This is a genomic window from Butyrivibrio sp. XBB1001 (genome assembly GCF_000424505.1).
Taxonomy (GTDB): domain Bacteria; phylum Bacillota; class Clostridia; order Lachnospirales; family Lachnospiraceae; genus Butyrivibrio.
In genome coordinates, this window is sequence record NZ_KE384201.1 from 21,523 (window position 1) to 45,420 (window position 23,898).

At 37.0% G+C, this 23,898-nt stretch carries 16 protein-coding genes; all 16 read right to left on the reverse strand.

The genetic code is table 11. The features are described 5' to 3' along the window. Positions 1-96: 96 nt before the first annotated feature. Entirely contained in the window at positions 97-1,071 is a 975-nt protein-coding gene (locus G631_RS20455) for a leucine-rich repeat domain-containing protein (protein WP_026490321.1), read from the reverse strand. Between the two features lie 122 nt (positions 1,072-1,193). Then, positions 1,194-3,983 carry a hypothetical protein gene (locus G631_RS0116185; protein WP_026490322.1) on the reverse strand — a complete coding sequence of 930 codons (2,790 nt, stop codon included), beginning with the start codon at positions 3,981-3,983 and terminating at the stop codon, positions 1,194-1,196. A 4-nt stretch (positions 3,984-3,987) separates the two neighbouring features. Further along, complete coding sequence (locus G631_RS0116190; protein ID WP_026490323.1) at positions 3,988-4,347, reverse strand: hypothetical protein; 360 nt, start codon at positions 4,345-4,347, stop codon at positions 3,988-3,990. 4 nt (positions 4,348-4,351) lie between these two features. Next, complete coding sequence (locus G631_RS0116195; protein ID WP_026490324.1) at positions 4,352-4,723, reverse strand: hypothetical protein; 372 nt, start codon at positions 4,721-4,723, stop codon at positions 4,352-4,354. Positions 4,724-4,757: 34 nt separating this feature from the next. Beyond that, positions 4,758-5,741 (reverse strand): leucine-rich repeat domain-containing protein, encoded by a 984-nt coding sequence (locus G631_RS0116200; RefSeq protein ID WP_026490325.1) that lies wholly within the window; start codon positions 5,739-5,741, stop codon positions 4,758-4,760. 28 nt (positions 5,742-5,769) lie between these two features. Then, on the reverse strand, positions 5,770-8,688 hold the full coding sequence (locus G631_RS0116205; RefSeq protein WP_026490326.1) for a hypothetical protein: 2,919 nt from the start codon (positions 8,686-8,688) through the stop codon (positions 5,770-5,772). A gap of 34 nt (positions 8,689-8,722) precedes the next feature. Next, complete coding sequence (locus tag G631_RS0116210) at positions 8,723-9,058, reverse strand: hypothetical protein (RefSeq protein ID WP_026490327.1); 336 nt, start codon at positions 9,056-9,058, stop codon at positions 8,723-8,725. Positions 9,059-9,060: 2 nt separating this feature from the next. After that, complete coding sequence (locus G631_RS0116215) at positions 9,061-9,420, reverse strand: hypothetical protein (protein WP_026490328.1); 360 nt, start codon at positions 9,418-9,420, stop codon at positions 9,061-9,063. Positions 9,421-9,488: 68 nt separating this feature from the next. Beyond that, positions 9,489-9,791 carry a WXG100 family type VII secretion target gene (locus G631_RS0116220; RefSeq protein ID WP_026490329.1) on the reverse strand — a complete coding sequence of 101 codons (303 nt, stop codon included), beginning with the start codon at positions 9,789-9,791 and terminating at the stop codon, positions 9,489-9,491. 18 nt (positions 9,792-9,809) lie between these two features. After that, positions 9,810-10,106, reverse strand: a complete 297-nt coding sequence (locus G631_RS0116225) for a WXG100 family type VII secretion target (RefSeq protein ID WP_026490330.1) — start codon at positions 10,104-10,106, stop codon at positions 9,810-9,812. 47 nt (positions 10,107-10,153) lie between these two features. After that, positions 10,154-14,701 (reverse strand): type VII secretion protein EssC, encoded by a 4,548-nt coding sequence (gene essC, locus G631_RS0116230; RefSeq protein ID WP_081671388.1) that lies wholly within the window; start codon positions 14,699-14,701, stop codon positions 10,154-10,156. A gap of 3 nt (positions 14,702-14,704) precedes the next feature. Next, on the reverse strand, positions 14,705-14,968 hold the full coding sequence (locus G631_RS0116235) for a hypothetical protein (RefSeq protein WP_026490332.1): 264 nt from the start codon (positions 14,966-14,968) through the stop codon (positions 14,705-14,707). Between the two features lie 13 nt (positions 14,969-14,981). Next, entirely contained in the window at positions 14,982-16,001 is a 1,020-nt protein-coding gene (locus G631_RS0116240) for an AAA family ATPase (RefSeq protein ID WP_026490333.1), read from the reverse strand. 14 nt (positions 16,002-16,015) lie between these two features. After that, entirely contained in the window at positions 16,016-16,936 is a 921-nt protein-coding gene (locus G631_RS0116245) for an FHA domain-containing protein (protein WP_026490334.1), read from the reverse strand. An 81-nt stretch (positions 16,937-17,017) separates the two neighbouring features. Next, entirely contained in the window at positions 17,018-18,649 is a 1,632-nt protein-coding gene (locus G631_RS0116250; protein ID WP_026490335.1) for a trypsin-like peptidase domain-containing protein, read from the reverse strand. A gap of 36 nt (positions 18,650-18,685) precedes the next feature. After that, on the reverse strand, positions 18,686-23,419 hold the full coding sequence (locus G631_RS0116255) for an Ig-like domain repeat protein (RefSeq protein ID WP_026490336.1): 4,734 nt from the start codon (positions 23,417-23,419) through the stop codon (positions 18,686-18,688). Between the last annotated feature and the right edge of the window lie 479 nt (positions 23,420-23,898).

The window sequence follows — 23,898 nt, forward strand, 5'->3', positions numbered from 1 at the left end:
CTCTTACTTGGTTCATCCGTTTTTCTAGTAGTGCTGTCGATTGACAATATCAATCGTAATGTTCTTGTCTACTGTGATTGTTACATTGCCATTTTTCTACTCTGTTTTCTCTACCACATTTATCCCAAGTGCTGATGCATCATTCCAGACCGTGCTATTAGGTGTAGCCATAACCGTAATCTTTCCATAACCATACTTTTTCTCCTTAACATTATCAAAATAATGCTGGCCTTCATCCATAAACACTAAGGTAATATAGTTCTCAACATGACTCAATTCAAGCTCAGAAAACTGATAGCTTGCTGGATATACTATCACTTTAGCATCGATAGACTCCGTATTTCCACCAACAGTCCCTTCTGGAATATTCACAGGATCGTCAGTGCCATTATAGGCATATAAAACTCTGCCTACCATAGCGTAATCTCCGCATTTACGCAGCCATTTGGTTTGTTCAAATGCATCACTTTCTACATATTTAACTGATGGCTCACCATTAATCTGAACTTCTCCCAGATTATGACACTGAAAAAAAGCACTTCCTTCAATTCGCTCTACAGTGGACGGTATTGTTATATCATTTAACGACATGCAATCAGCAAAGGATGCTCCACCAATCTCTACGAGTCCTTCTGGAAGATGGACATCTTCAAGCTTCTCGCAATTCATAAAAGCTCTTGTACCTATCTCAGTAGCTTTACCGCCATCTTCAAAATACACCTCTTTAAGTGAACTACATTTATAAAAAGCCTCCATGCCTACTTCTGTCACAGAATTCGGGACAAAGATTGTTTCTATTTCATCATTACCTTCGAATGTTCTGTCATGTATCTTAGTTATCTTCCACCATAGTATCCTGCGAGGGATTTTAACGTCATTCTTGTTCCCCATATACCTTACAATTGTGCCTTCATCGAAATTAAAGGCCATAACCTTATAATCCCCTATTTCGATGGTATTCCCATTAGCTCTCATGGTTTCAACCACGTACCAAAAGAAACCTAAATATATGGCAGCAACAATAATAATGGCAAAAAGTATTCGTTTAGCAGTTTTCTTAAATCGTTCCATGTAAAGGCCTCTATCATATTTTTTATAATATATGTATATACATAGTTCACACAGCGATGTATTTATACATCACTATGTAAATTAAAAGGAACATAAAAGATGGCATTCTCTCGAGTACCTCATTACTCCCCAGCTTTTCTATTCGCCGATGCGGCCGCTCCAAACTGATCATCGACAGGATCCTGTTTATAAACTTCCTCATTAAGCTCTAATACACAAGCATTCATCAGATCCAACGGAATATCATTTATACTCTTATAAGATGCATTATCCGCAATACCATTCGAGCCATTTATTATGACATTCATAGCATCAGATACTTGCTCCTGAGTATAATAATTATAATTAGTAGTAAGGAATGCTGACTGATTGGAATTCTCATATGATGGGTCTACATATTGCATTATCTCCGTATATGTTTCCTCACTAACCAGATTACTATTGTTTGAATCAAACAACTCATCTCTTATCATCTGGCTATCATCTTGCCCAACTATCGCCTCTAATCCTTCTTGATTCCACTGATACATAGTATATATTTTTGCGTAATCACAAATAGAAATAGAATCTGTACCTTCATTATAAGAGCAGTAAAGATCTACATTTTGATAATCACCTATTCTATCTGAAAACTTCTGTAAGTCATTACTTATTGATTGAAGTTTACCTATGCCTCCCATAATATCTCCAACAGTGGTCACAGAATTTGAAAACATTTTATTATCTACGCCGGCATACGTCTTTAGCAAAGTATTTCCTTCTTTTGCTCCGTCCGATGTCCAAGTCCAAACCGAAGCGCTATTATACACATCACCAACGCCTTTCATTACTGTTCCTGCTACTGGGCAAAACTTTCCAACCACAGATGCAACTGTATCATAAGCAACCTTATTGGCGGCATCTACACTCTTTTTATAGAATTCTAATTCATCCGTCTTCATAACAAGTCCATCGTCGTTATTTATAGATGCATTATATTCCGTATTACTTGCAAATACACTCTTGCCATCCACCTTATCCGAGAAGACTTCAACTTTGAAATCCATTCCATTTCCTTCTAATAACTTGCTATAATCTGCATCTAATATTTTTAAAGCAGTAGAATCCTTGAAGGAATTAGAATGGAACCATCCACCTTCATCATATTCAGCACACGCGTGTGAAATTCCTCCCCAGAAATTCATTACATTACTAACACTGGTAAGAGATGATTCCATATCTTTGTCGTAAATACCACCACTTGCAACTATCTGCTCATAGGCTTTACCTGCAAATGTCTGTTGCAATACGCCATAGCCTTCAGCAAGTTTATCAGCATACCCCTTAATATACTTACCATGCTCATCTGTACCTTCAGTATTTAGAACTTCATTAACAAAAGTTGAAAACTCTCCAGTATTTTTACTATCCAAAAGTCCATATGAATAAGTTGCTAATACTGTCGCGCACTGTTTTGTCAACTTACTAGGATCTGTGTCAAAGACTCCATTATATCCATCATCGGCATTAACCAAAGATTCCAAAACTGCCATATCGTAAGTGTTTTCAGCTGATGTTAATAATGTTGCCAATGAATCAACATCATATCCCAAATCATTTCTCAAGTGATCAGCATATGAAGAATCCTGATCCATCATAAGATTTATATAGCCTGTCGATCTCTCCTGTGATGTGTAGTAAATAGCATCAAATGTTTCGCCATCGCCAATCACGTCATCGCCGACAACAGCATCACTATTATAGTTGTGAATAGTAAAACGAATTCCTGCTTTATCAAATGAAATATCGCATAAAGTTCTTGCTGCTGGCTCAGAATACATTTTGCCATCTGGGATATATTCACTATTGCTTAACTCAACAAGTATGCTGCTTGCCTCACTCTTGGGATCAAGATTATCGTAAAATTCATTCATCCTATTCTTATTGAAATCCATGGAATAATAAATGTTTCCACTTGAATCTTTACATGTGTTAAACACTATAAAGCTTGCGGTTATTGTTTCCATTGCTGAAATATATGGCTCAGCTTTTCCCTCATCATAAGATTCTGTTACATAATCTGCAGATATGTCATAAACAGCTATAACAATCTTCTTGTCTTCATCAGACAAGTTATCCCAATTATCCATTGCATTTTGAAGGTTTTGCTTGCCATTATCATCCAAAATATAAATGGTAGCAGCATCATAATTATTCTTTAGTTTTTGGCGAATTGTCTCGCTATCTGCAACGCCTTCAGGATATGGATATTTTGTACTGACTGTAGTATCAATGATATCATTAAAATTTGTTTCAGCATATTCTTCCAATTCACAACTAATTGAGCCGTATTTATCCAGAGAATCCCTAAAATTAGCGATAGAATCCTGTTTTTCAATACAGGTTGTCATGGAATCCGTCAATCCTGATATTGGACTAGGACATAATTCTTTTACATCTGCATCATCTTCAAGGATAGATACTGCTTTTTTTACACTCGTCAATTCATCTTCATCAACGGTAATGCAAGAATTGCAAGCGGCTTTTATAGTTAGAAGAAGATCATCAAAGAATACATGGGATCCTTCTTCTTTTCCTTCAGAGTATGCGGCAGTGTACCCACCAACTGTCAAGGTATCTGCAAAATGATTGCATCGATCAATCAATTGAGAGGTGCAATCACGTATTACTTCCATATGCTCATTATATTTTTCCAACTGTTTTTCCATGCTAGGAAAAACACCTGCATCAGTATCCATGAATTCATTGTAACGCGCTCTGAATGTTTCAGCTGTTGTACCTTGAAACATAGTTAGATTATCTTTTGCAGTCTTTAAGCGTTCTCTATAATCCGCAAAATTTTCTTTTAGAACGGCATTTTCATCAATAGCATCTATAATATGCTCAAGTTTATTACTTATAATAAGTGACATATATTCAATGGCCTCCTGTCTGAAGATATGTTATTGATTCTTCAGCTTTCTGCTGATCATGATATCTTGTGTCTTCATCGCGAAGCTCCCATAACTTAACATCAATGTCAGATATCTTTTCATCCAAAAGAGTCATCGCATTTTCTATTAACTCCTTGCCTTCTGTAGTAAGATCAGGCATTACAGTTAATAAATCAAGCGCTTCTGCAATATCAAATGTCGCAGCACAATCTTCTAAAATAGTTGTATACTTCCTATCTAATGTTTCAGCATGTATCTGCGCATAACGTAATTGAGTCTTTGAATCCTTGTATGCTTGTTTTACGTTTTCATATCTTGTAATTAGCCCACATTGACACGCCATATATTTATCCCTCTCCGTTTCCACCTTCACTAGTTACCATACTGCCTGCCCTATCCGCCGCAGCAGAATCTGTTTCGTTAAAGGTTCCGTTTATTTTAATTAACTCTATCCCTGTTGTTGCTAGCTTATTTCCACATGTCTTCACATAATCATATAGAGTTTGAGCAGCACCATACCATTTCTCTGCTGAAGGCCCTCCCCAACATGGAAGAATCGCTTTGTTAACTGTATCTATATTTTTGCAGTCAGTCACCTGATCAACAGCAACAGCTTGCATATCCTGTGTTGATTTATATGCCTCTTCTTCTTTAATAGTAATTTTCGATCCTGGAGTTCCAGTAATAAACCCATATGGATCATCAATAGTTATTGACATTTATATAATCTCCTCCTTCTCCAACTAATAGCAATCAATCTTCAATAATGTATTCTATGCCATTATCCTGTGCATACTTAATTACGCCACTGTCTGATGGCGCAATAAATATAAAATTAGGTACTAATCCTTCATTCCGTTGCATAATAGCAATATCATTTGAATTTGAAAAATACACTTTGACTTTTCCATGTTTATTTATATACTCTTTGGAAATACTTAAATTAAAATAGCTTAATGTATCAGGCATATGAATGCTTTCAATTTCACAATCATAAAAAGCCTCAGGACTTACACCGATAATTCCATCTTCAAGGTATACATCTTTCTCATTTCCTTTGTAGGCCACTAACACGTTTCCTAACATTACGTATTCATTTGGATAATCTAACAACCATTGCGTACCTTCAAACGCATTGCTTCCTACCTTAGTAAGGCCTTTTCCACCATTAACTTTTTCAAGCCTCGTACATTCATTAAATGCATTATCATCAATAGACTGGACATTATCTGGAATTGTGATTTCTTTCAAAGCTTCACACCTTCCAAACGCTGCACCATCTATGTAAGTTAATGAATCAGGAAACTCTATTTGCTCTAGCGAAATACACCCAAGAAAAGCCTTGATGCCAATAGTAGTTGTGTTTTTTCCCAATTGAACTTGTTTAAGATTAACACACTCCTTAAAAGTTCTATCTGTAACATATTCTACTGTATCTGGAATAACCACACTCTCTAACCAGTAATTTTCGGATGATTCATCCCTAAAAATATTTGCTCCAATATACCTTACTTTCCAAAGTAAAATACGCGAAGGCAAGACCACATTTTCATCATAACCATTATATTTCTTTAAGGAAATAGAAAACTCTGGTTCATTAAAAGCAAGACCATTTTCAAAGCAGCACTCATAGTCTCCAAACTTAAAATCTTTCTCAGATATCCAAAAATACAAAAATATACCAACAAAAATCACTAAAACAGATATTAAAGGAATAATAACTATTTTTCTCTTCATACCATTCACTCTCCTGCAATATAATTAATTACTCAGAATCACTTTTATCGCTTTGCATTCTTCCCTTTAATTGATCTGAAAATCCATTATTCTCTTCATCTATGTTTAATTCGGAATTATCTAAGGCATTCATGCATGCAACACACAAATCTGGGGGAACATCACGAACTGAGCCCCATTCCTCTGATTTTTCTGGTACGACTTGCTTACCATCTAGCACTATAGTAAACGCTCTAACAATCTGATCTTCAGAATAATTTGTTTTTTTCACGATTTGATCCAATACTTGATTATACCTGTGCTCATCCCAGGCTTTTATATTCTCACCCCCATTAACAATGATTCCATAACTTACACCAAGCTGTTTAACAACTTCATAACTCAATTTATCCGAATTAGAATCAGGAAACACGATCTCTCTATAATGTTCTGGTTCACTTACAAAATATCCACATCCATACTGATCCCATTGTTTTACAAAGTCTATCGATTCAGGATTGCTTAGCTTAATCGTGCCACTTCCATTATTGTATGAATAAATTGTATCTGTACTCATCAATGTTTTTACCAACTCGGATGCATCTTTTAATTTATTTTCCTCTATCGCATAATCTGTTACATAATCACTAACTACTGATCCTAGACTAAATACAATCTTGCCTTCATCAATCAGCCTATTGATTGTGTCCATATCATATCCATTCGCTTCCAATTCATTAATAACAAATGGATCATCTATGAATTTTCCAATCATATCTTCACTTAATCCCTCGCCTTTTTTTAACATTGAAGCAAAATCGGATTCTGCCATTGTTTTTGCTATTTCAAGAGCCTTACCCATTTCCGGACTAAATGTAGATACCATATCTATCGCACTATCTATGGTTAAATTTCGCTCAGCTTCTTCGACGTCTTTCATTATCTTAGTCATATAATTTGTGCCCCATTTACGTTGCGCTTCATCCCCCGTAAATGCACCAACTATAGCAGGATCTCCCTTAATAAAATATCCTCCATTTGAATTAAAACTAGTGACTTGTAAATTACTTGAATCAACACTCCCTATAATCGTTTGGTCTACACAGAAACCAAAATTACCTGTTATATCTGAATATAATTTCTGGACATTTCCATCTTCATCGATAATTGGGGTAATAGATAACTGAATATGATTTTGACCATTAGAAAAAACTGACATTTCATGATCCTGTAGATATTCATAATATCCACCTAAATATGCCCAATAATTGTACATACCATTAGATAAATTCAGATCATCTTTCAATGTCTCATACGTACCTTCACCGCAATAGTACCCCCTAATACATGCATCGTTATAAACTCCCGCTCTCGTAGATAGTAATTTCAATAAATCTTCTGTTTTAGCTACTCCATATGAATCGTATGAAGCATTTAAGACTGCACATGTAAATTTTGTAAGTTCCTCTTCACTTCTTGGAATCCCATCATTATTACTCATCAAACTGAATGCAAAGCCATTCAAATCATCTCCACATTCGTTACTCAACTGTGAAACATCTGTTTTAAATGTATTTGAATAATCTCCATTGGAATTAACAAGATTATCAAGTTGTTCCATATCATAATGATTTTGAGCATCTGTAAGGTATTTTGCCAATTGTTCTTTACTATATCCTAAATCATTCATAAGATGGTCAGCATAGGAAGGATCAAGTTTCTGTTTATAATCTATATAGTCCTCAGATCTTTCCTGACTCGTGTAAAATATAGCAACATATTCCTTTTTAAACACCCCTTTTCCATTGCTTTGCACTTCAACTTTCGCAGTGATGCCTGCTTTATCAAAAGAATATGTTACATTACTTATTTTTCCATCAAAAGCATCTATATCACAATTTCTCAACTCCTGAATAATAGCTTTGGCTGTAGTATTATCCCCCGAAATATTTGAATCGAGTACATCTAGCTTGCTTGAATCTGTTTCAATATGTCCTTTACCATTTGGTGTCGTCATAGCCCAAGCTGTTATTATTCCTAATCCATCCAGACTCCTCTGTGCTTGACTTTGTTCAAAACAACCATTCGTCTGACTAGCACAGTATCCAAACATAGTAGCTATCTTCTTCCCAATACGTTCCTTCTCAGCATCATCTGCAGAATTATATTTATCACAATCTTCTTGAAGCTTGGCCAATCCTTCTTCACCCTGAAGATATGCGCTATAGAGCTTAACATCCTCATAATTGCTCCTAAGCTTTTCCTTGATGGAATCAGTTGCCCCCATTCCACTAGGCTTAGGAAAGTTCTGGAAGTCAGAATCACTCATAGCAGTAAATTTTTCTTTTACATAGTCACTAAGAGCTTTACTAAATAATGCATAAGCATTAATAGAAAACTTAAAGTTTTCTATTCGATCCTGCTCTTCTATATATGTACTCATGGTATCTTTTATTCCATCTATAGGATTAGAATATCCGTCAGGAAATGTTTCACCCGAAAGCCAGGAATCCGCTTTCTTTACATGTTCAAGCTCATCTGCATCGTACTCCAAACATTTATCACAATCTGATTTGATCGTATCAATATATTCATCATAAAATACATGATGTCCATATTTTAAACCATCAGAATAATCGGTTTTGTGATTATCATCTAATAATGTCTGTCCAAAATAGCGGCATCTATCAACTAATTTAGATGTATCTTTTGTCAGCTCTTCCATTATCGTATTATATGATTCTAGCTTATATAAATATCTCGGTATTTTTCCAGCATCCCCAGTAGTTCCTACAAATACATCACAGTTTTCTCTATATTTTTCTGCGGTACTACCAGAGAACTTTGTCAAACTATTCTTTATTCCTATTATTTCTTCCTTGTATACATCCATATTATCTTTTAAAACCTTATCAGCCTCCAAAATACTGACCAGATTTTCAAGCATATTACAAATAATCAAAGACATATCTTCTCACCATCCGTAATTTTTTCTTTATCTTTTAACCATGTTTCGCATGATATTCAGTGTCTATTTTTTCAAGTTCCTCTATATCATCTTTTAAAGAAGAAATCGTTTTATCCAATCTATCTATTGCTCCATCAAGTTCTTCATTTCCTTTATCATTTAGTTGCTTCATCGCAGCATATAAATCTGCAGCCTCAGTCATGTCAAAAGTTTCTGAACAGTTATTAAGTATTCTTTCATATTTCATTTCCATTAAATTGCTTGTTGTCTTAGCTGTTTTTAAGTCATTTTTCGAAAATTGGCAAAGCATCTTTATCCTAGAATACTCTTTTATTTTCTCACATTTACATCCACTACCAAATTTTCCCATTATCACCCTTCTCCACTTTCAGTACTAATCATATTATCTGCTCTATCCGATGCTGCATCATCTGTATCCACGAAATCATTACTTATTTTTCCCAATTCGTCAATTGTAGTACGAAGAGAGCTACAAATTGTTCCAAGATATCCACTTACCGTCATAGTTGCATCGTACCAGCTCTGTGCAGATTCACCTTCATATGTAGGTGCCACAGCTATTCTTAACTTTTTAAATGCACTCTGATCTGCCTCAACATCTGTTTTAACAGTTTCCATTCTAGTGTTTGCTGAATCTACTTCCTCTTTACTTATTGTTACCCTTTCAGAACTTCCACTTGAATCAGCAACATTTATAGTCTCATACCCCATATTTTTTCCCTTCCTTTTTATTTATGAGTTAAGACAATGGCTGTGACACCATTGTCTCAAAAAAAAAATTAAACCAGATCAATAGATACATCACCAGCAAGGGAATCATCCTCATTGAGATGTCTATCTGCAGCATCAACAAGAGCCTGTCCAACATTACGGAGTTTTTCAATATAGTCATCCAACTCGTCCTCTGCTGTCTCAAAGCTGCTAGCAAGTTGTGGGCTAGTATTTCCACCTGTACTCTTGACTAAAAGCTCAATTGCACTGCGCAAAGAAGCAATATTTCTCTCAAGCTGATCTCCCGCGGATGAAAAGCTTTCTCCCTGTGTTCTCAATTTGTCTACTTTTGATGTAATCATACCTGCCATTTTACAATTCCTCCTTACTTAGAACATCATTGCACTTTGATCTGCATTATCAACGCCACTCCACCCCTCAAGATTTGCCATTGCAAAATCCTGATACTGTTTAGCTGCATTGATGAATGCCTCCATCTTCTGAGAAAGCACGTTATATGAACTCTCAAACTGCTCAGAACCACCACCATACCAGTCAGCGATTACCTGATCCTTAAGTGCCCATAAATCTTCATGCCATGTGCTAAATGCTGTATAGCAATCTCCTAAATCTTCCTGTGCCTGTGTTACCCCGTTAGTGTCGATTCCATAGGTTCCTTCTTCCATTTTTGTTCTCCTTTTCTTTTTTATATATTGAACAGGGATTCCCCTAATCAATCGTTGTCACTGAATTCACCAATAAATGGTGTCTTCATCTTCATTAGTGCAGCACTATTGAAATAATAAGCTTCACCCGGTAATAGTTTCTTCTTGAATTTTCTTGCCACTGTAGGTGGTATTTCAAATATTTTCTGAGTATTGATATCCTCAAATACCATATAATGTTTTGACTCTTTACCAGCCTTGATCACTTCAGGCAAGCCAACAAAGCTCAATAGATTTGAAGCATCAGTAAATAACATAAATGCTTTTAATACCTTGTATTTTGTAAGAATCAGCTTATAGATGTTTAGAACTTCCTTGTTTGCATTAATCATCTCGTAATAATCATTTGAGTTTAGCATGATGATAAGCATTGGCCTGTTATCAAGCTCTTCACTCTTGCCTTCAGCCAGAAGCTTATATCTTTCATCAAGTTCTTTCCCTATAGCTGTAATCTCAGCATTAAAATCATCTGCTATCGTAGTGTACTTTTTAACTACAGGTAATGAAGATGCATATTCAAACCGTCGCTCCACATTGTCCATAATGTACATTTGGAACAGTTCAGCCTCTGCTCTGGCGTTAAATACACGAATCAGATACTGCAAAAAGTTGTATTTACCAGAATGCTTAGGACCTGTTACAAATAAGCAATTCTTCTCAATCATATTACTTATAACAGGCTTAACATTTGAGAAATTAAGTCCAAGAAGTAACTCATACCTCACAAGTTCTCTTGCAAGTATCTTCATAGCAAACTCAAGTCTAAATTCTTTAGGAATCTCTAAAATCTTATCATCAACATAATCTGAATACTTCTCATTTATTGCTGCAATAAATTCCTTAATTTCGCTAATCTTGTCAATTTCTCTTTCTGCATCGAAAGATAAATATTGTTGACATTCATAGTACGCCTTTTCAATTTTAATGATGCATCTGCCTGCATATTCATCAGGCTTCAGTCTGCATCTATCGAAAACATATCCATAATCAGTTGACTCATTACAAGTAAATGCCAGTCTTCTGTCTATGTAAGATAAAATCTTTTGTCCAATTCCAGATCCTTGTGTAGATGTAATGATAAAACACACTCCCATTGATGGACCTTCTCGGATAATTTCCTGCATTGCATCCATGAAGTCCGGGAAAAGCGCTTTAAAGGAAATAAAGTTGTCCATCATAACTACAATCTGAGGATATTCTGTCTGTCCTGATTCTCTATAGGCAGAATAGGAACTTAGTCCCATCTCTGAGAATACTTTTTTCCTTTTTGCTATTTCTTCACTAAGTATTCTCATTACATTCTTAAGTCTTTCATCATCTGTTGCTGTCACAACTGCACTGACATGCTTCAAATCCTTGAAATTCTTCAAAATTGTAGATGCAAAATCCAAGATATAAATCTTGACGTCATTAGGAGTATACATCTCCGCAAGGCTTCTTATGATGAGCTGCAGGAAATTAGTTTTTCCTGTTTGCGTAGAACCAATAGCAATTGTATTCCCATCTGTAACACTCATCGAATACAGATTCTGCTGCTGTCTTTCTGGATTATCATATATACCCAGAGGGACAACAACATCTGTACTTCCATTTACAAATCCTTCAAGAGTATACGGAAGCTTCTCTGGCAAAGGTGGAAGACATATATCTGGGAGCTTTTCGATATGATTCTTTTCACAATACTCATGAATGTAATGAACCAGAGCATCCATCTGTGTTTCGTTCTCTGTCTGCTCATCCTTCTTTTGCTCGTATATAACCTGTCTTGAACCAGATAAACCAACCTTAGATATTTTGAATGCCTTGCCTTCATCCACACCGGCAACCAGAGCCGGAGCGCCACTGTAAGCTGACTGGAACAACTCAAATATCTCGTTATTACCAACCTGCAAATATGCTCTTCCTGGCTCCTTGATCTCAGCTGCAAGAGGAGACTTAATTACCTCGTTAGAATCTGACTTATCTTGTACTTTCAAGCAGAGTTTGAATCTGGAGTTACTCCAAATCTGATCATTTACGACACCAGATGGCTTCTGAGTTGCCAGAATCAGATGTACTCCAAGGCTTCGACCAATTCGAGCTGTACTGATAAGTTCTTTCATAAACTCTGGCTGATCAGTCTTAAGTTCGGCAAACTCATCGACTATCAGTATCAGATGTGGCAAGTAAACTTTTGTCTTTCCTTCTCGCTGAAGCTTGATGTAATCATCAATTCTGTTAACACCAAACTCGGCAAACAATTCCTGTCTCTTAAGGAGCTCTGCTCTTATTGACATAAGTGATCTATCAATCTGCTTACCATCAATATTGGTAATCGCGCCGTTAAGATGTGGAAGGTCTCTGAACTGATTGGCCATACCACCACCCTTAAAGTCAATAAGCACAAAGGCAACTTCATGTGGGTTGAACCTGGTAGCTAGTGAAAGGATAAATGTCTGCAGGAGTTCACTCTTACCAGAACCAGTAGTACCTGCGACAAGTCCGTGTGGGCCATGGGCTGTTTCATGAATATCAAGTGACAAAGTCTCTCCACTACCCAATACGCCGATAGGAGCTGCCATGCTCTTCCATACCTGTGCCTCCGACCATCTCTGATTTAAGTCAAGGTCATAGGCTGTCATGATACCAAATAGTTCGTACAAGGATATGTTCTTTGTCAAGGTACTCTCAAGACTAATCTCGTCCACATAAACGCAGGCAAGCTTGAGTGCTGCTTTAGAAACATCCTGACTACTCACATGTGGATAATAGAATTCCTGTGTCTTCTCGCCATCGTTTATGTCACGGATAACGCCTTTGTTCTCCTCTGCTTCAAGATAGACCATTTGATCAACCGCATGGTGAATCTTTTCCACATGTTCATCAAAGAAGACAAATGTAAAGCCAAGGTTTCTGGCTTCTTCCACAAAGTTAGTAACTGGATGACCGCCTAAAACGTCGGTTCTATATACAAATACAACGTAGTGAGTACGATTGTTGCCTTTTTCAACAGTTTTTCTGTTATTTAACTCTGAATAAAGGAACTGTAGGCCTCTCTTTTTAGATTCATCATCATAAATAAAGTATCTAGAAGAAAAGCTATCATCAACGGCATTTTGAAACCATCTTGCCCATCCAAACCAATTAACATCTTCTTCATTCAGCATCAGAAAAATCTTTACATCCTGATAGAAGTGCTGTCCTGCGATGGTAACGATCATATTTTTAAGGAACTGATATAATTTATTCCTATCTCCAACAACACCAATGGCATTAACATGTGCGAGATGAAGAACGATTGGCATGTTTTCAAGATATTTGTACTTATCATGCATCTGTTCTGGATAATTCATCAGAACATCTTCAGTCTCTACATACTCTTGCTTGGTGAACTCAATCTGGCAATTGGCTTCTACAGTACCAGTTCCAACCCAAACATCCAAGAAATCCTTATGATCTTTTTCTTTCTCAAATAGTCTTGCATCGAAATTTTCAATAAGATTAAGAGTCTCCTGTACTGAAACATTCATCTTATCAGCAACGAACTTCTCTTCATCTCTTATATGCTGTACTTCTTCCTCTTTAAGGTCGATGTATTTGTCATAGTTAATGATTCTAAGCTTCGCCTGTTTCTTGCGTTCCTTCTTGCCTCTAAAATAATTGACTATGGACATTATGACGCTCATACCCATTGAAACGCCAAAGTATATCATGTACATACCATTACTGCCCATCATGCTACGAACTGCAATCATAACGGACATTGTAACAATCATAGGAAGAATTGTGATCAAAAGATCATTCTTTTCTTCCTGAGGCGCAGCCTTTGGAGGAAGCACTGGTATCTTTTCATTGGGCATGACAAATTGCTGTCTCGGATTTCTTACAAAGCATGGATATTTAAAGCTGTTATTCTGAAGTTTGATTTGCTCCGAATTAAAACTTGTAATTACACTTCCATCATCTGATGTATACAGATAACCCTGCTCATAGTAGAAAATCTGTCCATAGATCGACAAAAACTGATTTTCCAATAATCTTACCTGGCCAGATCTAATGAGAAAGCCATTAACGCTTACTCCGTATCTGGCATTGGAGGTATCAACCAAAAGTCCATTTCCATCAACAAAAGCAGTAACATAATCGCCGTTCATGTTTTTGCCATTAATCTGAATATGGCAGCCAGAATTATCTCCAATGGTAAACTGGTATCCTACAGGAATCTGTATCTTGTAATTGTAATTGTCTTGAATATTTCCAAAGTCAATAGAGAAGTCCAGGTAAAAGAAAGTAGCATCAGTCTCTCCATGGCAAACTGCGACCTGATCACCCACTTCCAGGAAATGTGTTCTCTCACCAATAGAATCTTTGGTTTTAAAATATATATTGCTATCACAGAACATGATGTACTTGTCATCTCTATGCTCAATATCAATCCTAAAGAGTGTAGCAAAATGATCTTTAGCAAATCTAAGCTGACATTCCTTGTCTGTGCCTATCGACAATGTTTTTAGATTGTCTGCAATATGCACTTCTTTATACATGTTTGTTCCGTATAGGGTTAATCTATAATTCATCTCTTATATTCCCTTTGGTCTGTCAAAAATAATTGTAGTTCCCCCATGAAGGTGGAAATCCTCTATGAGGTCGTCTCCTCTTAGTAAGGCTATAGGATTAATGCTGCGGAGATAAGCGTCTGCCGGGTTATCCATATTAATCCCAAGTCCCAGGCCTTTATTCAGACCATATATCAGTTCATTAGCAGTGATATCTGTAGGAACTTCAATATCAAATGTTTCATTCGTATCTGCTCTATGAAAAATCATGATTATCTTGTCATTCATCTATTTCACCTTCTTACAGCATAGCTTCTGCACACTGTGTAAAGATTCCATCATCAATAAGTTTTTCTAATGATAGTTCGCTTAATTCTGGTACATACTCGCAAATAGGATACTTAGAGCTAGCCAGTGATTTATTAACATAGTTAGGCTTGGTGTTATCATATCTTCCACACAGGATTGTGCATTGTCCCTTAAGACCCTTGAGTTGTCCAATAAATCGATCGGTTCTCCTGATAGATATCTCATCCTGTTTGGTGATTATCACCATTCTCTCACTGTGAGAAAGCCATTTGAGCATCTCAGAGCTCAGACTATTACCATGTTCTACAACTATATAGTCATAAACATATTTCTTGGATATATTCTCAACTATCTCATGATAAGCAGACTCTAGCACTTTCATGTCAGTCGTGATCTGCTCCATCTGTGGAACATAGTCAAAACCTACATGTCCCATCTCAGAGAGCATCATGTCCGTAGTGGATTCAGTAATATAAGACATTTGTCTCACTAGCGCATCTGATAGTACTTTCTTTTCACCATCTATATATGGCAAGTAATCCTGCAGAGCCTGAGTGTTGACATATAGAACTTTTCTGCCCATCAGTGATAATCTCTTTGCAAGTCCTAAAGAGGCAATTGTCTTGCCACATCCTCCGCACACAGATACCACATCAATTATTCTTGCATCTCTGTCTATCACTTCACCTTCATGCTTGAGAAGCTTGTGACTAATGACTCTCAGGACTGCCTGTATTCCTGCGTATTTACTGATGTGTCCTTCAGGAAGATCAGAAGTATTATCATCTAATATAAATACTTCTTTGGCTTTTATACTGGTACCAAGAACCTGTAAAAACTTAGGCTCTATCAATATAGTGCTCACTTCATTAGGCTGTGAAGCTACTTTTTTAAGATTCTCCTCGTCAGTAATGATATGCAGAATCACGTCGCTGTGAAATTGCATAGATAACTGGGCTTCTATGTTATTGTTGTATTCTTCATCAGAACATATAAGAAGTACTGTCTTCATAATTCTCTCAATTCTTACATTTCAACCGTAAATTCCATATCTGCGATCTTCACAATGTCGCGTTCATGGAGTATGTATTTTGTTCCAGACTCACATCTGCTACCATTTAGGAATGTTCCATTACTACTTCCTAAATCTTCAATATATCCCTTACCTTCAATGGTATGGATTACAGCATGTTTCCTGCTCACCGCAGGATTAAAGCTTAGCACTCCATCCATATCCTGATTCTTACCAATATAAAAATCAGCTTTCATAATGTAGAATGCAAATTCTCCAAGGGATCCTCTATATCGAAGAGCAAAATTATTGGATACTGATGTATTGTCACCTGTCCTTACACTACTGGTTCTACTCTCCTTAGGGAAGATTTCAATCAATACATCTACTACTTTTTTCTTGGCATTGATAAGTTCCAAAACATTATCGTCTGGCAAATTTCTAATATCATCAATAGCATTGCTTAGTTTGGCCAAACTTCCCTTGATCAGATTTTCTCTACCATACAATAAAGTGGCAACTGTTCCTACAACTTGCGAACTCCAATCCTTGATAGATGCACCATCTGCGTTAGTATAAGGCAGGATTATGAATCTTGGACTAGAGTCATTCCTGTCAATGTACAGATAATCTATATCCATGAGAATAAACTCTCTCTCTAGAAAGGCCTTACTACTAACAAGCTCGAACACCTCAGCAAAGGCTTTGAGAATATCGATGATCTTAGAATCGCTTAAGCCCTTATATACCGAAGTTAACGGTTCTTTGTCCGTGATATCCACTATAAGTCTATCCTTGCAATTATGCTTGATATGGAGCGTTTTTAAAATATACTCAGACTCTAGATTCTGAGCACTTTTTAATCCCAGACTTGATAGTGTTTCTTTTTCATTTAAAGTAAAATCAATGTGATCCTGTAAATATAAAATGTTCATAACAAATTATCACTTTTCATCATTTATGCATAAATAGCAGGCACTGCGAATATTCTTCACAGTACCTGCTACCATAATAGACTATTTCCTGTAAACAAATTCTTCATTGGCCAGCTTTATGGAATCACCATTCTTCAAGCCCCTTATCTGGCCCTTAGCCAATCTTATTCCATTTACAAATGTTCCATTAGTAGAAGAATTATCTTCTATAACAACCTCTCCGTTGATCTTTTTGATAAGAGCATGTCTCCTACTGATAGCACTATTATCAGTGATTCTGAAATCAATATTCATGCTATCTTTTCCAATAGAGAAGTTATCTTTATTGACAACAATATTGTCTCCATTCTTTTTCCTGATAAGTGTACCCAGGAATTCTGAACTTACAGCTCTTCCAGCAAGTGTTGTTGTTCCTGCATCTACAGTTACTGCATTGAGAACTGTAGTTTCACCATTACCCATAGCATTACCCATAGGATTTCCTGGTGCGAAGTTATTTACAGCAGGGTTCTGCATAACAGCAGGAGTCTGCTCTGGCTTAGCATCAAATCTTCCTATTTTCTGAGCCTCTTCCTCTTTCTTCTCTTCTTCCTTTTTATCCTTAACTTTTTTAACTATAAGCACTATTCCAAATGCAATTGCGCCAATTGCAACAAGACCCAAGACACACAGTCCAACGATCATAATAATCTTCTTCCAATCTATGGTTGGAGGAGTTATTACAACTGGAGGTGTTGGCTCATCAGGTAATTCCGGTGGATTTACCAGCTGATCAAATTCAGAGGTTGTGATCTTACTATATTCAATCCCAAGTCCATCAAGGATAGATGTTATCTCTGAAGCATCCAATGTATAGTAGTTGCTTCCATCTGTCATCAGTTCATTCATACCCAATACAAAACCGTATTCATTAACTAATGGGCCGCCACAGTTACTATTATCAATCTTGGCATCGTGCTGAATGAGCTGAATGTTATCTACTGTAGTAGTATTAGCTATTGAGCCAGATGTCATTGAAACTTTATCATTTGAATAATATGCAGGTGTCTCATATGTAATACCCGTTGGATAACCTAAAGTATATACGCTTTCAGGAACTGCATAAGGTTTGTCACTTGTCTTAGTCTCAGATGCAAGGATAACAAGAGGAGTTCTGGTATAGATTGGCTGCTCTAATTCAAGAACTACCATATCCATTGACTCACTGGCCTTTACAACTGAAGCCTCAAGGACTACATCCCCTTCTACTACTACCTGGGCAGTGAGATTGATCTTATCCCAGCCACTTTCCTTATCCTTGGGTACATTGAGAGCTTTGAAGGCAGCATCTCTATATTCCTTACTTGGTGAGATGATATGGTTGTTAGTAATAACATATTCACTACCATCTTTTGATCCAATAAGAAATCCTGATCCACCAGCAATGATAGCGGTATTTCCCAGGTCATCTGTATAAATACAATTGACCTGTAAAACACCATTCCTTGCCTCTGTAACAGTGGAAAGAGAAATGGGAGCTTCCTCTCCATCCGAAGTTTCTCCTGTGCTCATACTAATATCAGTATTTGACACTGTATTTGCATCTATATCTTCTATAATTGATGCATTTTCAGAAGAAGCATCTGTTGCAATGTCTGTTGCCCCCACACTAAGAGGGTTCATCATCATAGCTGCCATCAATATAGCAACAGTATTTTTAAGTCTTATCCTCATTTCTCTTTCCCCTTCCAAAGGATTTTAATATTCTAGTTATTTCTTTTTCCTGTAAAGAACTACTCCTGAGCCGCCTGCTATTGCAACAGCTCCAAGTCCTACGATAACCCAGATAACAGCACTTATTGGATTAGTTGTATTGTCATCATCGTCAGTTTCATTATCAGTGTCGTCATCTGTAGTCCTGTTCGCTCCAAGTACATTAGGAACAGCATTAGTTACAATTACATTGCTGTATACAAGAGTTTCCTTATTACCAGCAAGGTCCTCAGCTTCAATTGTGATGGTACGCTGTGAACTACCATCTTCAGAGCCCTTAAGAGTGATTACTTTTGTATCTGTATTATTTAATAACTGATCCTGGTCATATGATGCAATTGCTTCCTTGTCGTCATATACTACAAGGCTCTTGAGCATCATGTTATCAGTAACATCAAGATTGAAATCATAAGATTCTGTCTCATATTTTTTGAGGTTATTCTCAATGCCTGATGTAACGATACTTGGCTTTGTTGAGTCAATCGCAAAGTTAACTTCTGCATCTCTTGACTTGTTGTCCTGAACGTTTGTAGCTCTGTCCTCTGTATAAACAGTTACTGAGTAAACACCATCCTTTTTGAAGTTATCCTTAGAAATTGTATAAGTATATGTCTTCCAGGATGTGTCTGATCCCTGCTTAGCAACGCTATAATCCTTGTCTTTGCTAAGGTTTGTGATATCACCATCTCTGTTGATAGAAACATCTCTGTAGGTAAGTGTATCTACGTTGATCTCTGTGATCACGATATCCTGAGCCTGGTTTGTGTAGTACTTCTCGTTAAGTGCCTTTGTGCCCTCTCCAAGTACAAAGACTGAACCATAACGGTTAACTGAAAATACAAGTTCACCCTTAGTCTCGTTACCTGCAAGGTCTACTACTGTAGCTTCAAATGTGTAAAGGTCATCAACAGACTTATCATGAGCAAAGTCGCTATAGCTTACAACAAAGCCATTTTCAATCTGAGCTGTTGTGCTTCCAAGAGAAACTGCTCCGTTGTTAGAACCTGTCATCTTGACTGTTGTTGCCTGCATATCCATGTACTTATCTGAATATGTAACTACTGGAGCTACTACTCCGTTATTAGCTGAGAAGTTCTCAACTCCAGAGAATGTAACCTCTGGCACTGTTGTGTCGATAACAAATACATCTGAGATGTATGATGAGCATGAGTTTCCAGCAAGGTCTGTGCAGTTGATCACATAACCATACTTACCATCCTTGTCAAAGGTAACACTTGCAGTGTTGATATCCTCTGATGAACTGAAGTTTCCAAGTACTGGAAGTGCTGCAGCCTCAGCAAGTTCCTGTGTCTTATACTCAACGCTGTTTGCGTCAAATGACATCTCATCAATCTGGATAGTAGCTGTTCTTGCATCCTTGTAGTACATCTCGTTCTTGGCTGTACCACCTGTGTAAGAAACTGTGATCTTAGGTTCTGTTTTGTCAATTACGAACTCAGTAACAGATTCTTCTCCTGAAACATTACCTGCTTTATCAGTACACTTAAAGGAGAAGCTATATCTACCATCCTGATCAAAAGTAACCTGCTTGGAATAGATATTTCTGGAATTTGTATTCCAACCACTTTCAGAAGCCTTACCTCTTACTTCGTCAAGCTTAAGATCTGTAGCATTCGCGTCAAATGTGAAATCATCAACTGTGATAGTTGCTACTCTCTTGGCATTGTAGTACTTACTATTTTTTACATCATTGTTATCAAATGATATTGTTACCTTAGGTGCTGTACCATCATAGGTAAATCCTTCAGATGCTACGTTGTGATGTGTCTCATTGCCTGCATAGTCTATAGCATCTACATAAGGTTCATATGATCCATCCTGGCTTACAGAATATGTTGCAGTATAAACTCCGCCATTGTGAGTCCATCCAGAACCCTCTTCTTCTGTCTCAGTTCCATCAACGTGTGTAACCTTTACCTTCAGCTTTGAATTAGTTGTATCAAGCCAGTCCTCTGTAACTGTTGCAGTAATTGTTATGTCTTTTGCATTTGTATATGTGGAATCTTTTCCTGCTGGTGTTCCAAAGGAAGCACTTATAGCAACGTCTGGTGCCTTGTTATCAAAAACTACCTTCTGGCTCACCTTAGGCTCTTTCATCTTGTTTCCAGCCTTGTCCTGAACCTGAGCATAAATTGTATATTCACCATACTCTTCGATGTTGAACAGGTAATCCATCCTAGTGATTCTTGTAGAGGAAGTCTTTCCATCAATGCTAAATCCATAGGTTTCCTTGCCCATCTCTTCAGAAAGAGTAAATGTAGGCACATTTCCTGTTGCAGAATAATTAACCAATGCGTAGATATTATTATTCTCAGCTTTATCAGCATTAACTACTATTTTTTCTGGATCAAGGTTATCATCTGTAACTTCTACCTTTCCAGCTATCTTAGACTTAAAGAAAATTCTGTTTACATCATCATCACAAGTAACTGCTGTATAAGTATCTACCTTGGCACCATTTGCGTAATACTCAACTTTTGGTGCAGATTTGTCAATTCCGACATTACAGCTCTTACTAATGCTTGCAGTATTGCCGGCAACATCAGTAAGCTTAACACTTGTATTGCCATAAATAGCAGATTCATCATCTTTAGTAGTAAGCTGGTGAGTTAGTACGTAATATTTCACTCCATCAATTTCAATCTTTTTCGTAGACGGGCATATAACTACTGGTGTTGCATACTCAGTCGTAACACTTCCAAAGAAAGATGACTTTGCAAACTCTGCATCGATTTGACTTATTCCACTTCCTGCATCGCAATCAACTGGAACAAGTACCTCCACTTCGTAATCTTTATTAAACCAATTTAAGACGTTAATATAATCCCAAAATGTGTGTGTACCTTGTATTTCTTGAATTCTTAATTTTACTCCGTTAGGTTCTGGAGCAGAACTATCAACCTTCACTTCGCAATTTTTATTGCCATCATAGGTTTTCTCTGTAACCTTCTCATTACCAGTCTTGAAAGTAAGCTCGACAGGGCACTCTACAGTTCCGTCCTTAATATTCTTGGCAGCTTCTTCACTCTTTTTTACTGTAATTTTTGCAGTAAAGTTTATTAAATAGTGTTTACCATCCCATTTCTTACCATTGCTGATTTCAGCGCTAATGTTACCTGCGTCAACACCTGCAATAGCAACAGTTGCTGTTTCCACTTCAACAGATGAAGTACCTGTATATGTTAATACAAGATCACCATTGTTTGTTGAGTACCAATCATTAACTTTTTTCTCAAAAGTAAATCCATCAAGCTTTGTATCACCAGCAATTTTTGCACCGTGCTTACAGAATAATACTTCATATGGAATGAATGTTGTTCCAGACTCTGTTTTTTTATTGGTCTTATCCTCGTATTTGTATGATACCGAAATGCCATCTACAGGATAGTAGCCAATACTTGCTGGAGTCCAGGTTATCTTATTATTTTCAACAGTAGCACTCTCATCACAAATATTAGCATCAGTGATTGTAATGTTCTCTAGCTTAGCCTTATCAAAAGAAACTGTAAGTTTTGGATCTGTTCCAGCATAAACGCTCTCATAAGTTGTTGTAGCTGGTGTAGTATTAAAACTTGCAGCAGCACGAATTTTCCGCTCAACTTCACTAAGATTATCAAGCGTTTTACTAAGCTTCACAGTTAAAAGTGAAGTTTCAAGATATTCCCCTGCAAAATTCTCAGTATCAATATCTGCTGTAAGTATTCCATCTACAAGATCAAGTTCCTCACCATCGAGTGTAATACTCTCAATCTCATAGAATGATTCATCAATGTCATATCCAAATGATACTGTAGCTGTTTCATCTTCCTTAGTAACAACTTCAACAGTTTCATCAACAACATTGCCTTCTGTTACTGTCTCAGAAACAGTTGTCTCTTCGGTTTTCTCAGTTTCAGCGTCAGTTTCTGATTTCTCTGCAGTTGCTTCTTCTGAAGTATTGTTCTCTGAAGCCTCCTCTGTTTCTCCCTCATCCTCACTCTCTGCAACACTGTCATCGGACTCATCATCAAGTGTGACATTGGTTTTCTCTGTTGATACCTCAACTGTCTGTGTAGTTACAACTTCCACGCCATCGACCTTGACATCTACTGGCTCACCTTCTGAAAGCTGCTGCTGAGTTCCATCCTCTGAAACTGCGTAGACTTCTACCTTGCTCTCTTCTACAGCGCCCTCTATCACGAGTTCTACTGGGAAAGTGAAGTCTGCAACAGAAACAACGACTTTATTCTCTGTTTCTGTCTTATCTTTCTTTGACTCTTTAGACTTCTTAAGATCTTCCTCTGTGTCTTTAGAAGTCTCTTTTGCTGCATCATCAGATGCCTCATCTGACGCTTCATCGGATGCCTCTAAAGAAGCCTCTTTGGATGCCTCTGACTCCTGAGTTTCCTCCTCAGATGATTCATATTCAGTTTTATTATTCTCTGGATCAACCTGCTGATTCTCTGTAGTATCATCACTAGAAGTTTCTGTTGCCTGATCTGTTTCTCCCTGTTCTTCTACAGGCTGCTCTTCTGTGACTGTTGTCTCTTCTACTACAGGTTCTTCTGAAACAGACTCCTGTGGCTGTTCTGACTCTACTGCATCAACAATAGATTCCTGGCCATCCGCAAGGGCCTGAATAGAAATAAAATTGCTGCCAAGCAGAGTTGGCACAATAAGTAGCGGAATAAGCCTCTTAGAAAATAGAGACTTTACATCAACTTTCTTCATAAATTCCTCCGTTTACTACCACATTAAGAGCCCCCTCATCCCCAATGAGGTGTTACATAAAAAAATTCTTTATACAACGAGATAAAGTATAAAATAATTCTAAAGTGGTAGCAATAAATTTTTAACAAAATACATTTTAACGAAATAAAATATCGTCAGTACAATCCCAGTATTCATGCGCATTTTGCGTGTCGCATGTGTCACTTTTGGATACGGATTATCATTTTTATTACATATTTTCTTTCGAATATGATGGGTTTTATGATTGCTACTTAACAATTGGCTTTCCCCAATCCATTTTTATCACCCCCTCATATCTTTTTTACACATTAGTTCGAATTATTGTTGCAGGAACCGGAAAGACTTAAAAAATTTTTTTCAAAAAGAAAAGCCCATGCTACTTTTTCAAGTAACATGAGCTCGTAAGCCATTTATTCTTTATTGTCTGCTTGCTGGAACAATTCATCAATTACATCTGT